This window comes from Ruminococcus flavefaciens (genome assembly GCF_900108555.1).
Classification (GTDB): Bacteria; Bacillota; Clostridia; order Oscillospirales; family Ruminococcaceae; genus Ruminococcus; species Ruminococcus flavefaciens_P.
The window spans coordinates 71,165-83,564 of the sequence record NZ_FNWV01000001.1 but is presented as its reverse complement, the minus strand read 5'-3'; the positions used below and the strand labels follow the sequence as shown (position 1 = coordinate 83,564).

Below are 12,400 nucleotides of genomic sequence, written 5' to 3'. Positions count from 1 at the left end.
ATATACTGATATAGGAGAGTAAATTAATGAAGTTCAAAAATAAAGGTAGGAAGATCTATAAGACCAAAGAAAAGAATTACTATGGTAAAAGTCCTGTTGGGAAAGCTTTTTCTGTAGGTTTGACAGTTCTGCTTATCGGCGGAATAGGTTTTATCGGATACAGTGTAGCTGAACCTCTGATAAACTATTCAAAGAAAAAGGGCGATAATACATCACCCACATCAACTATCTCTGAGAATGAAATAGCAACCGATGAAAATGGTCAGCCTATTACAGAAGAGCCGACTTTATCTGTTGCCCCTGTACAAAGTGCAGAGCAATATCGTGCATATACGCTTGATCCGCTGGATATTTCAGACATTCAGGCAGTAAAAGCTGCTTTGAAGCGTGTTCCTGCAGATCAGGATATAAAATATGTAGAAGTTCCTCTGAAAGTTAGCGGAGGAGATATCTATTACGCAACAAATAATTATTATGCAAATTCGTCAGGCATAGTTCGTTCAACGTGTAAGCTCAGTGATATAGTTTCGGCAATATCATCAGCCGGTTATAAGCCTGTTGCAACTGTGAGTACATTTTATGATAATGTTGTGCCTAATTATTTCCGCGATATGAGCTATCTTACTGTTGAGGACGGTTCACAGTGGATAGATAATAGTGTGGAAGCAGGCGGAAAGCCGTGGATGAATCCCTTTTCACAGGGATCTGTAAACTATAATAATGATATCGTTGAAGAGGTCGCTGAAGCAGGTTTTGATAAAGTTGTATGCTATGATTTTATCTTTCCTGATTTCAGACCAAGCGATGTGGAATATCTTGGCGATAAGGTCGTAAGTGCTGACAGATATATGGCTCTTACGTCGGCAGCCAATACGATGTATGAAACAATAATGAGCAAGGGCTCTTCAATGATACTTGAGGTAAATGCCTCGGATCTTCTTAAAGGAAAAACAGATATACTTCAGCCAATGCTGCTTAAAGTAAACTCTGTAATACTGAATATAGACCTTGATACTATCAGCTATGGTGTGTATACAGATGAAACGGTTTACGAGTTTACAGGCACAACGGCAGATAATGTAAGGAAAATGCTTGATCTTGTAAGTGAGGATGTTGAAGATTTCAATGTTGCTGTAAGAGTTTCCGGTGAAACTCTCAGCACTCAGGATCTTCTTGACGCGAAGGATGAAATAGTCGAATACGGGTTCGATTCATATGTACTCGGCTAAAAAAATAATTCCCGATCACAGATCGGAGAATGGAGTTTGTTATGGCAGATAATTTTAAAGTCTCTCTTCAGAAGTTGATCGAAGAATTCAAACTTGAAGCGATCTTTATTCATAAAGACGCAAATGAGATCATGATCGATGAAAATGATGTTAATCGTCCAGGCTTGCAGCTTATGGGATTTTATGAGTATTTTAATCCCGAGCGTATCCAGATCATCGGTAAAATGGAATTTGCCTATCTTTCAACTATTGACGAAAAGACCAGACGTGAGCGTTTGCAGCTTCTTTTTGCTCAGCGTATCCCTGCTCTTATAATCACAAGGGAACTTCCGTATTTTGCAGAAATGCTTGAGCTTGCAAAGGAGTATGAAGTACCACTTCTCAGAAGCAAGGAAAGTACTTCAAACTTTATTGCAGGTCTTATTGCATTCCTTAATCTTACACTTGCTCCACGAATAACAAGACACGGCGTTCTCATAGAGATATACGGTGAAGGTGTATTTATTACAGGTGAAAGCGGTGTCGGTAAGAGTGAAACAGCTATCGAGCTGGTAAAAAGAGGTCACAGACTTGTTGCAGATGATGCTGTTGAGATCAGAAAGGTATCTAATATAAGCCTTGTAGGAAGCTCACCTGATAATATCAGACACTTCCTTGAACTCCGCGGTATCGGTATCATAAATGCAAGACGACTCTTCGGTATCGGTGCTGTTAAGATGACAGAAAAGATTGATCTTGTTGTTGAGCTTGAACAGTGGAATTCCGAAAAAGTATATGACAGAATGGGCGTTGACACAGAGTTCGTAAGTCTTCTTGGTGTAAAGATACCTTCACTTACTATCCCTGTAAAACCGGGACGTAACCTTGCTGTTATCCTTGAAGTAGCAGCTATGAATAACAGACAGAAGAAAATGGGCTATAATGCTGCTCGTGAGCTTCTTAACCGTCTTGGAATGGAATCAGATCCTAAGGAAGTTGTTCGTGATTATGACGCATTCTGATAATGAAGAACTACATACTAATATGATCCAGGGGGAAATAATGATAGACATAAATGAATTATCAAAGCTTTGCGAAAAATTTGGGTGCAAGATCACTCCCGAGTGTTCACTTAGTGATTATATAACATTTCGTTTCGGCGGCCCATGCAGAGCTCTTATCAGTGTCAATTCTGCAAAGTCGGCAGCTGAGCTTATCAGATATATGAAAACAAAAGGAATAAAGTACGGTATCCTTGGAAGAGGCAGCAATGTGCTTGTTTCTGACGATGGATATGATGGTGTTATCTTGCTTTTCGGAAGCGATTTTTCGCATATGGAGATAAACGGTAATACAATAAAGTGCGATGCAGGCGTCCTTCTTGCATCAGCTTGTGTTCGTGCACAGCAATTAGGTCTTACAGGCATGGAAAATCTCTTTGGTATTCCGGGAACTGTGGGCGGTGCATTGTATATGAATGCAGGTGCTTACGGCAGTGAAATGAAGGACGTTGTAGTTTCTGCTGAGTACATTGATGAAAACTGTGAAATCCGTACCATAAGCAAAGATGATATGCAGCTGTCTTACAGACAAAGCTTTTTTTCGGGAACAACAAATGTTATCACATCTGTTACTCTTGAACTGAAATCAGGCAATTTAGATGAAATTAAGAAGGCAATGTCCGAATGTATGGCTAAAAGAAGTTCTAAACAGCCTCTTGAATATCCAAGTGCAGGAAGTACTTTCAAGCGTCCAGAGGGAAGTTATGCCTCGCTTCTGATAGATCAGTGCGGACTTAAAGGACTTACCTGCGGCGGTGCTATGGTTAGCGAAAAACACAGTGGTTTTGTTATCAACAAAGGGTACGCGACTTGCGCTGATGTACTTGAACTTTGTGATAAAGTTAAAACGATAGTAAAGGAGAAAACAGGCTATCAGCTTGAGCTTGAGCCTGTTATCCTTCAGTAAACTCTTTTTAAAAAGGAGATTATTATGCAGCTTTTGATTGTAACGGGAATGTCGGGATCGGGAAAATCAAGTGTTATGGACGTTATGGAGGATATTGGTTTTTATTGCATCGACAATATACCGCCAAAGCTTATAACACAATTTGTTGATCTGTGCAGGCAGTCCGAATCGGATATAAATAAAATAGCTGTGGCAGTTGATATCAGAACAGGTGATATGTTTGCAGAGATCTTCCGTTCGTGGCAGGAGTTGAAAAGCCGAAGCGATGTTGATGTAAAAGTTCTTTTTATTGAAGCAAATCACGATGTTCTGCTGAAGAGATACAAGGAAACAAGAAGAAGACATCCGCTTTCTGATAAATTCAACGGAAATATCCATGATGCTATCAATTATGAGTGGGAACAGTTATCACAGCTTAGAGAGATAGCTGATTATTACATAGAAACATCAAATTTCACTTCTTCTCAGCTTAAAGAACAAGTCAAAGGGCTTTTTCTTGAAAAAAGTTCGGATTCTCTCATTATAAAAGTTATGTCATTTGGCTTTAAATACGGAGTTTCAACAGAAGCAGATCTTGTTTTTGATGTAAGATGCCTGCCAAATCCGTTTTATATCGAGGAACTTCGTAATCATACAGGCTGTGACAGCTGTGTCAGGGATTATGTTATGAGCTTTGATCAGTCTAAGCAGCTTTTTGATAAGCTTACTGATCTTATTGATTATCTTATACCACTTTATGTTCTTGAAGGTAAGAGTCAGCTTGTTATCTCTTTTGGCTGTACAGGCGGAAAGCACCGTTCCATAACTTTTGCCGAGTTAATGGCGGATCATCTTATCGAAAAAGAGTATAAGGTGCAGAAGTATCATAGAGATATAACTAAGGACAGGAAATTCTGAGTAAGGAAGTGGTCAAAATTTCATTCTCAAATGATGTAAGACACGAGATATGCTCATCTGTAAATGATAAAGACAAGAGATTTGCCTGTCTCTACGGAATGCTGCTGTTTTGCCGTACCCTTACCCGTGAAAGGATATGCTTTCAGAGTGAAAGCAGTACTTCTGCGGCACTTTTTAAATCACTTTTTAAAGCTGTATTTCATATTGAACTTTCAGAAAGTGAACACATACGCAAAAACGGTACAGTTTTGCACTCATATGACATTGAAGGCGAAACAGCGTCAGCGGTTTTTGAAAAATATAAAATATCAGGTTATGAAAGAGTCATAGACTCCGAGATTATTGCAACAAATAGTCTCGGAGTTTTTACAGCAGGTGTTTTTCTTGCCTGCGGAAGTGTAAATGACCCATCAAAGGAGTATCATCTTGAGTTTGCCTGCCCTGAGGAAGGAATATCCGAACAGCTCCTTATGCTTCTTAATGATATTGGTGTAAATGCTAAGAAAATGCTGCGCAGAGGGCAGAATATAGTTTATATCAAGGGCAGTGAGTCGATAGAGGATACGTTGACTTTTATAGGTGCTACACAGTGTACACTTGAACTTATGAATACGAAAATTTATAAGGATATAAGAAATAAAGCCAACAGAATTGCAAACTGCGATGCTGCTAATATTGATAAGGTCGTTAAATCTGCTATGAAGCAGATCGAGGATATCAAGCTGATAGATCATTCACTTGGACTTGAAAGCTTATCCGATGAACTGCGTGAGGTAGCTCAGCTGAGACTTGACAATATTGATATGAGCTTGCAGGAAATAGGTGAAAATCTTAGTGAACCAATAAGCAGATCAGGTGTAAATCACAGATTCAAGAAGCTTGCCAAGCTTGCAGACGAAATAAGATGCGGAGGTATCAAACATGAGAAATGATGAATTTGTTAACCTTCATGTTCATACCGAATACAGCCTTCTGGACGGTGTTTGCCGTATAAAAAAGCTCATTGAAAGAGTTAAGGTGCTTGGACAAACAGCCGTAGCGATTACAGATCACGGCAATATGTACGGAGCTATTGAGTTCTGGAATACAGCACGAGAAGCAGGTGTAAAGCCGATAATAGGTTGTGAGGTCTATGTTGCAAGAAGGACAAGACATGATCGTGAACCGAAATTCGATGCATCTCCGTATCACCTTATTCTTTTGTGTGAGAATAATGAGGGATATAAAAACCTTGTTAAACTTGTATCTCTTGCAAGTATAGAGGGCTTTTACAACAGACCGCGTGTAGATTTTGAGCTTTTGCAGAAATATCACAGCGGTCTTATTTGTATGTCTGCCTGCCTTGCAGGTGAGATACCCCGTCTCCTTGTAGAAGGTCATTACGATGAAGCTAAGGCAGTTGCACTTAAATATCGTGATCTTTTCGGTGAAAACAACTATTTTATTGAAGTGCAGAATCACGGTATAAAAGACGAATTAAGGATACTTCCGCTTTTATATAAGCTTTCAGCAGAGACAAATATTCCTCTTGCTGCTACAAATGACAGCCATTACATCAATAAAAATGATTCGGAAACGCAGAACGTTATAATTTGTATTCAGACAGGTAAAACTCTTGATGATCCGAATGCTCTCAAGTTTGAGTCGGACGAATTTTACATAAAATCAGCAGATGAAATGGCAGAACTTTTCAAGGGACATGAAGAAGCGGTTACAAATACAGTGTCCATTGCTGAAAGATGTAACGTTGATTTTGAATTTGGAAATATTAAACTTCCGAAATTCACTTTAGACGGAGTTACAGACAATAAGGAGTATTTCAGACAGCTCTGCCGTAAAGGTATGTTCGAGAAATATGGTGCTTCACCTGATGACAAAGTCATCGAGCGAATGGAGTATGAGCTTGATGTGATAACAAAAATGGGTTATACCGATTATTACCTTATTGTATGGGATTTTATCAGATATGCTCGTGAACATAATGTTCCTGTAGGTCCGGGAAGAGGTTCGGGTGCAGGCAGCTTGTGTGCTTACTGCATCGGTATCACAGGAATTGATCCTATAAAATTCAATCTTCTTTTTGAGCGTTTCCTCAATCCCGAACGTGTAAGTATGCCTGACTTTGATATTGATTTTTGTATTGAAGGACGTCAGAGCGTAAAAGATTATGTTGTTCAGAGGTATGGGAAGGATTATGTATCGGAGATAATCGCATTTGATACTCTGAAAGCTCGTGCTGCTGTACGAGATGTGGGAAGAGTGCTTGGAATATCCTATCAACTGTGTGACAGAGTGGCAAAAGAGATCGACCCTCGTGCAACGCTTGATGAAGCTATAAAAGAAAGTGAAGAACTTGACTCACTTTATCATACAAACAGAGATGTGCGCAATATTATTGATCTTGCAAAACAAATAGAAGGTATGCCGCGTCATACTTCTACCCATGCAGCGGGCGTAGTTATATCTGCTGTTCCGCTCATAGATCTTGTACCACTTCAGCGTAATGATGATACAGTTGTCACTCAGTATACAATGGGCGTTCTTGAGTCGCTAGGACTGCTGAAAATGGACTTTCTTGGACTGCGAAATCTCACTATAATCAGAGATACGGTTAAAGAAATACATCGTTCAGAGCCTGATTTTAACATTAATTCCATTCCGACAGATGATCAGGGTGTTTATAAAATGATGTCTGCCGGTGATACTCAGGGCGTATTTCAGTTTGAAAGCGAGGGTATGACAGCTCGTGTTGTGGAGCTTGTCCCCGAACGTCTTGAAGACCTTATCGTTATCATTTCGTTATATCGTCCAGGTCCTATGAAATCAATACCTGTATATATCGAGAACAAAAATCATCCTGATAAGGTGACATATAAGCATCCTATTTTAAAGGATATCCTTGAAGATACGTATGGCTGTATGGTCTATCAGGAACAGGTAATGGAGATATGCCGAAAACTTGCAGGCTATTCATATGGCCATGCAGATATAGTGCGCCGTGCAATGGCTAAGAAAAAGCATGATGTTATGCTGAAAGAGCGAGAGAGCTTTGTAAATGGTGCAGCTGCAAATGGTGTTTCGGAGGATATAGCTAATTCGATCTTCGATGAAATGGTAAGCTTTGCGTCTTATGCTTTCAATAAATCTCACGCAGCAGCCTATGCTTATCTTGCTTATCAGACCGCATATCTGAAGTGCCATTACCGCGGTATATATATGTCAGCACTTATGTCGAGTGTAATGGGTGCAAGCGCAAAACTTGCAGAATATCTTAATTCCTGCAAGGAATATGGCATAGAAGTTTTAAAGCCCGATGTAAATAAAAGCAATAAGACCTTTACTCATGCTAACGGCAAGATATATTTCGGACTTCTTGCGATAAAGAATGTCGGAAGCGGACTTGCAGACAAGATAATAAACGAACGCGCTGAAAATGGAAATTTTTACGGATTACAGGATTTTTGTGAGCGTGTAGGCGGAAGAGAGCTTAATAAAAAGGCTCTTGAAAACCTCATCAAAGCAGGTGCATTTGACGGACTTGGTTTAAATCGCAGACAGATGCTGGAAAGCTATGAGTCAATACTGGATATGACAGGTGCAGGCACAAGGGGAGTTATTGAGGGACAGCTCAATTTTCTTGACGGAGAAGATACGACCGAAATGAATGTGCGCGTACCATATAAGCAGGAATACGATGAAAAAACACTGCTTGCACTTGAAAAAGATGCAACAGGAATGTATCTGAGCGGACATCCGCTTGAACCGTACAATTGGCTTATGGAAATGCTGCACGCCAAAAAGATCAGCGATATAATCACTCATACTGATATGAAAGACGGTATGAGCGTAAAGCTGGTATGCACTGTAGAGAGTTCAAAGATACACATAACGAAGAATGGCGAAAAAATGTGCTTTGTGACCTTTGCAGATGAAACAGGAGAGGTTGAAGGTGTTGTTTTCCCTGATCTGTTCATGATAAACGGTTCAAAGCTGAATACTGATGCAGTTGTTCTTATAAACGGAAAGCTTTCTGTAAAAGATGACCGTTTAACTGTCATATGCGGAGCAATTATCGCCGAAACCGAGTTTGAACGTCATGTATCAAATATGAAACTGTGTATAAAAGCGGAGTCTGCTGATACAGCGATAAAAAATGAGCTTACTGAGCTGTGTAAGAAATATAAAGGCGATACAGTAGTATGCTGTTATCTTTCTGATATAAAAAAGACAGTTATCCCTCGTTCAAAGCTGTGTCTGAAGGTTTCAAAAGAATCCTGTGAAGAGCTGAAAAATATATATGATATCGCAAAAATTGGACTAATACAGTAAAATAAGATAGAAAAAACAGTTTTATAAGAAAAAATAAGGAATACACTTGACATTTTTTATACAAAGTAGTAAAATATAAGAGTATGGAATTATGCCGCAGTAAATCTGTGGGTTAAACAATATATGCCAAGTGCAGAATGGAGAATATGTATGATCAAGAAAATCGGTGTTTTAACAAGTGGAGGAGACGCTCCTGGAATGAATGCCGCAGTAAGAGCAGTTGTTAGATCAGCTCTTAGCAAGGGAATGGAAGTTTACGGAATTCGCAGAGGCTATGTTGGTCTTTTAAATGGTGACATTGTAAAGATGGATGAAAGAAGCGTTTCTGACATTATCCACAGAGGTGGTACAGTTCTTTATACTGCAAGATGCCCTGAGTTCAGAACACAGGAAGGTGTAGCAAAGGGTAAGGCTAAGCTTGACGAGCTTGGTATTGAAGGACTTGTTGTAATCGGCGGTGACGGTTCATTCAGAGGTGCAGCTGATCTTTCAGCAATGGGCGTTCTCTGTATTGGTCTCCCTGGTACTATCGATAACGATATTGCCTGCACAGATTATACTATCGGATTTGATACAGCCATGAATACAGCTATGGAAATGGCTGATAAGCTCCGTGACACATCTCAGTCACATGACAGAATATCTGTTGTTGAGGTAATGGGACGCGGTGCAGGTCATATTGCTGTAAATACAGGTATTGCCTGCGGTGCTACAGATATCATCACAAAGGAAGTTCCTTATGACATCAATGCGATCGCAAATACAATGCTTGCTAAGAAAGCAAAGGGCAAGCAGAACTTTGTTGTTATCGTTGCTGAAAGCGTTGGTCACTCAGATGAAATTGCTAAGATGCTTCAGGAAAAGACCGGTATTGATGCAAGATCAACAATTCTCGGTCATGTACAGAGAGGCGGCTCACCTACTGTAAGAGACAGAGTTGAAGCTACAAGAATGGGTTACTACGCTGTAGAGCTTCTTGAGCAGGGAATAGGCAATCGTGTTGTTGGTATCAAGGACAGCAAGATCGTTGATTATGATATTCAGGAAGCACTTTCAATGCACAAGGATTATGATGAAAAGCTTCATCATATCGCTGAAGAGATCGCATTCTAAATATATAATGATGCACCTGTTTTACAGGTGCATTTTTAATTAGAAAACACTTATTATATTTTTAGGTGAATTTTCAGTTGAATATTTCCATTGACTGATATGATCTGACTGAATGAAGTAATTGATCTCTTTAGGTTCTGTCTTATCGCCGCAAACATCTACAATGATAAGCTTTACTTTCATCTTATCAGGAAGTATAGCCTTTATGTAGACACTTACGCTTTGCCCTATACAAACATTGTCTTTGGGTTCAGCGAGTCCTGCAAGATTAGGTGATAGTTCGACAAAGATGCCATATTCTTCAATTGAACGTACTATGCCCGGAACAGTTTCTCCTGCTTTGAAATAATTTGCATTTTCTTTCCATGTGCCGAGAAGCTCTTTATGGGTAAGAAAGATTTTATTGTTTTCATTTGCTTTTACAATTACTTTTATCATTTGTCCTACTTTGAAACGGTCTGACGGGTGTGATATTCGTGAAACTGACATAGCATCTATGGGAAGCAGTGAGGGGATACCACAACCAATATCTACAAAGCTGCCAAATTTTTCAAAATGAGTTATACGAGCATCAATGATATCTCCTGATACCAATTTAGATATATATTCTCTCATGCACTCTTCCTGAGCTGATTTTCGTGAAAGCACTGCTGATAGTTCACCACTTTCATCAAGTTTAAGGGATTTCACTTTAAAGCATACGTATTTATTGACACGTGATATCAAAGCGATATCACGTGTCGTTCCTTCTGAGATGCCTAAAGCTCCTTCTTCACGAAAAATGATACCTTTAGCACAGGGCAGATCTATTATAAGATCATGTGAATTAGTGCATAAAACTGCCTTAGCTTCAAGTATTATGCCTTTTTCCATTGCTTCGCTGAGACCTTCGGGTGATGATATATATTTCTGATTGGAAAAGGTGTCAAAGATGCAGCCTTCCGGTGTGTAATTCATGTTTGTACCTCCGTAATTTACTGTTGTTACTGTTCTTTTGAACAGTCCTGACTTTAGATTTTATGCGGAGGCGGATTAGATTATGCTATTGAGCAAATCTTATATTGAGTGCTCCCATAGAATTTAAAACTGATATGACATTATCCACTGCTGCACTTCCGCATATAATGCAGGCAGAAGTTTTTCTGCTCCTTGCAGGTTCGGGGATAATATCACGGGAAGCAGGGGATTCCATTACAGCTGTGAGGAAATTTGTGTGTGTATTACAGTAAGTCGGTATAATAGAGAAACTTGTTCCTCTGCTTATTTTTAAAGCTCGGTCTGAGATCTTATTATATATCGTTTTGGCTGAATATACATAGTCCACACTTTCCTTTACTCTTTTCATTGCCAGTTCGGCAAGTTCAGGTGACTCAAATTCGGCAGTAACTCTTGAAATCATATTTATAATTCCTTTCCATTTTTGTATGTGTTCAATATGTTTAAAGTGAAGTTTTTATTATTTTTCACCAAAATGAAAAAAATATACTTCTAAAATATTGATTTAAGAGCGAATTTAGGGTATAATGAAAAATGTACGATTTTTCATTTTTTCGGAAGGAGGATACTGTTTTGGATATCAGACCTGGAGATACGCTTACAATGAAAAAAAATCACCCGTGCGGCGGTAATGAAATGTATGTGATACGCTCAGGAATGGATTTCAGACTTCGCTGTGTGAAATGCGCAAGAGAGTTTATGGTCGCAAGAAATAAGATCGAAAAGAGTATCCGAAGCGTTAAACACGCTGATGAGGGTTAGCTTTCTCCATTAAATTTTGTAATAATTTTAGCATTAAGGAGTATACTGAATGTTTGAAAAGCTTGCTTTGATGGAGCAGAAATATGAAGAGATAAGCGATAAATTATCCAATCCCGAAATTATTAATGATAATAAGCTGTATGCTCAGCTTATGAAGGAATACAAAAACTTAACGCCTATAATTGAAAAGTATCGTGAGTTCAAAAAGGCTCAGGCTTCATTTGATGAAGCTAAAGAGCTGCTGGACGGCGGCGGTCTTGATAAGGACTTCAAGGAAATGGCTCAGGCTGAGTTTGATGAATCTCGTGAAGCTATTGATTCAATAACTCAGGAACTAAAGATTCTTTTACTTCCGAAAGATCCAAATGATGATAAAAACGTTATTATTGAGATAAGAGGCGGTGCAGGCGGCGAGGAGGCTTCACTCTTTGCAAATTCACTGTACCGAATGTATACGATGTATGCTGAGGCTATGGGCTGGAAGCAGGAAATATTAAACGCAAATCCAACTGAACTTGGCGGATTTAAGGAAATAAGCTTTTCAATTGAAGGTGAAGGAGCTTATTCTCGCCTTAAATATGAAAGCGGAGTACATCGTGTACAAAGAGTTCCCGAAACTGAATCACAGGGACGAATACACACATCTACAGTAACTGTGGCAGTACTTGTTGAAGCTGATGATGTAGAGCTTGAGATAAATCCCACAGATTTAAAAATAGATTATTTCCGCGCAAGCGGTGCAGGCGGACAGCATATAAATAAAACAGAGTCTGCCGTAAGAATAACATATCTCCCAACAAATGTTGTGGTGGAGTGTCAGGACGAAAGAAGCCAGCATAAGAACAAAGATAAAGCAATGAAAATTCTGCGCTCAAGAATTTACGAAGCTATGCAGGAGGAGCACGACGCAAAAATCGCATCGGAGAGAAAAATGCAGGTCGGAACAGGAGATCGCTCCGAGAGAATACGAACTTACAATTATCCGCAGGGACGTCTTACAGATCATCGTATAGGGCTTACTATATACAGACTTGAAGATATTCTCAACGGAAATCTTGATGAAGTATTTGATGCGCTTGCTACTGCCGATCAGGCTGCCAAGCTCGCAAATCAGGAAGCGTAGTTTT

General features: G+C 39.4%; 11 protein-coding genes. 9 read left to right on the top strand and 2 right to left on the bottom strand.

Annotated features, from left to right (window positions below):
* Window positions 1-26 precede the first annotated feature (26 nt).
* The 7 genes from BLW60_RS00315 to pfkA all read left to right on the top strand — a co-directional run bounded on the left by BLW60_RS00315 (window position 27) and on the right by pfkA (window position 9,515).
* Window positions 27-1,229, top strand: coding sequence for a putative glycoside hydrolase (locus BLW60_RS00315; protein ID WP_074713927.1), 1,203 nt, complete (start codon window positions 27-29; stop codon window positions 1,227-1,229).
* A gap of 41 nt (window positions 1,230-1,270) precedes the next feature.
* Window positions 1,271-2,230, top strand: a complete 960-nt coding sequence (gene hprK, locus BLW60_RS00310; RefSeq protein WP_074713926.1) for an HPr(Ser) kinase/phosphatase — start codon at window positions 1,271-1,273, stop codon at window positions 2,228-2,230.
* Window positions 2,231-2,270: 40 nt separating this feature from the next.
* A complete protein-coding gene (gene murB / locus BLW60_RS00305; RefSeq protein ID WP_074713925.1) occupies window positions 2,271-3,176 on the top strand; it encodes a UDP-N-acetylmuramate dehydrogenase in 906 nt (301 codons plus the stop codon).
* 24 nt (window positions 3,177-3,200) lie between these two features.
* Window positions 3,201-4,073 (top strand): RNase adapter RapZ, encoded by an 873-nt coding sequence (rapZ, locus tag BLW60_RS00300; RefSeq protein WP_074713924.1) that lies wholly within the window; start codon window positions 3,201-3,203, stop codon window positions 4,071-4,073.
* An 8-nt stretch (window positions 4,074-4,081) separates the two neighbouring features.
* Window positions 4,082-5,005, top strand: a complete 924-nt coding sequence (gene whiA, locus BLW60_RS00295) for a DNA-binding protein WhiA (RefSeq protein WP_242872794.1) — start codon at window positions 4,082-4,084, stop codon at window positions 5,003-5,005.
* Window positions 4,995-8,402: a DNA polymerase III subunit alpha gene (locus tag BLW60_RS00290; RefSeq protein WP_074713923.1), complete on the top strand. Its 3,408-nt coding sequence runs from the start codon at window positions 4,995-4,997 to the stop codon at window positions 8,400-8,402. The genes whiA and BLW60_RS00290 overlap by 11 nt, the downstream gene beginning before the upstream one ends.
* A gap of 150 nt (window positions 8,403-8,552) precedes the next feature.
* A complete protein-coding gene (gene pfkA, locus BLW60_RS00285) occupies window positions 8,553-9,515 on the top strand; it encodes a 6-phosphofructokinase (protein WP_028516550.1) in 963 nt (320 codons plus the stop codon).
* Between the two features lie 39 nt (window positions 9,516-9,554).
* On the opposite strand, the gene BLW60_RS00280 is transcribed toward pfkA, so the two are convergent.
* Both BLW60_RS00280 and BLW60_RS00275 read right to left on the bottom strand, forming a co-directional pair.
* Window positions 9,555-10,472 (bottom strand): S1 RNA-binding domain-containing protein, encoded by a 918-nt coding sequence (locus BLW60_RS00280; RefSeq protein ID WP_074713922.1) that lies wholly within the window; start codon window positions 10,470-10,472, stop codon window positions 9,555-9,557.
* 85 nt (window positions 10,473-10,557) lie between these two features.
* Window positions 10,558-10,914, bottom strand: coding sequence for a hypothetical protein (locus BLW60_RS00275; protein WP_074713921.1), 357 nt, complete (start codon window positions 10,912-10,914; stop codon window positions 10,558-10,560).
* Window positions 10,915-11,084: 170 nt separating this feature from the next.
* Here BLW60_RS00275 and BLW60_RS00270 point away from each other — a divergent pair, with 170 nt between their 5' ends.
* Together BLW60_RS00270 and prfA are read left to right on the top strand one after the other, a co-directional pair.
* Window positions 11,085-11,273 (top strand): DUF951 domain-containing protein, encoded by a 189-nt coding sequence (locus BLW60_RS00270; protein WP_074713920.1) that lies wholly within the window; start codon window positions 11,085-11,087, stop codon window positions 11,271-11,273.
* A 49-nt stretch (window positions 11,274-11,322) separates the two neighbouring features.
* Entirely contained in the window at window positions 11,323-12,396 is a 1,074-nt protein-coding gene (gene prfA, locus BLW60_RS00265) for a peptide chain release factor 1 (RefSeq protein WP_074713919.1), read from the top strand.
* The last annotated feature ends 4 nt before the right edge of the window (window positions 12,397-12,400 follow it).

Coding starts and splice junctions, on each gene's coding strand:
- BLW60_RS00315 (WP_074713927.1), top strand. CDS start 27: ATGAAGTTCAAAAATAAAGGTAGGAAGATCTATAAGACCAAAGAAAAG.
- hprK (WP_074713926.1), top strand. CDS start 1,271: ATGGCAGATAATTTTAAAGTCTCTCTTCAGAAGTTGATCGAAGAATTC.
- murB (WP_074713925.1), top strand. CDS start 2,271: ATGATAGACATAAATGAATTATCAAAGCTTTGCGAAAAATTTGGGTGC.
- rapZ (WP_074713924.1), top strand. CDS start 3,201: ATGCAGCTTTTGATTGTAACGGGAATGTCGGGATCGGGAAAATCAAGT.
- BLW60_RS00290 (WP_074713923.1), top strand. CDS start 4,995: ATGAGAAATGATGAATTTGTTAACCTTCATGTTCATACCGAATACAGC.
- pfkA (WP_028516550.1), top strand. CDS start 8,553: ATGATCAAGAAAATCGGTGTTTTAACAAGTGGAGGAGACGCTCCTGGA.
- BLW60_RS00280 (WP_074713922.1), bottom strand. CDS start 10,472: ATGAATTACACACCGGAAGGCTGCATCTTTGACACCTTTTCCAATCAG.
- BLW60_RS00275 (WP_074713921.1), bottom strand. CDS start 10,914: ATGATTTCAAGAGTTACTGCCGAATTTGAGTCACCTGAACTTGCCGAA.
- prfA (WP_074713919.1), top strand. CDS start 11,323: ATGTTTGAAAAGCTTGCTTTGATGGAGCAGAAATATGAAGAGATAAGC.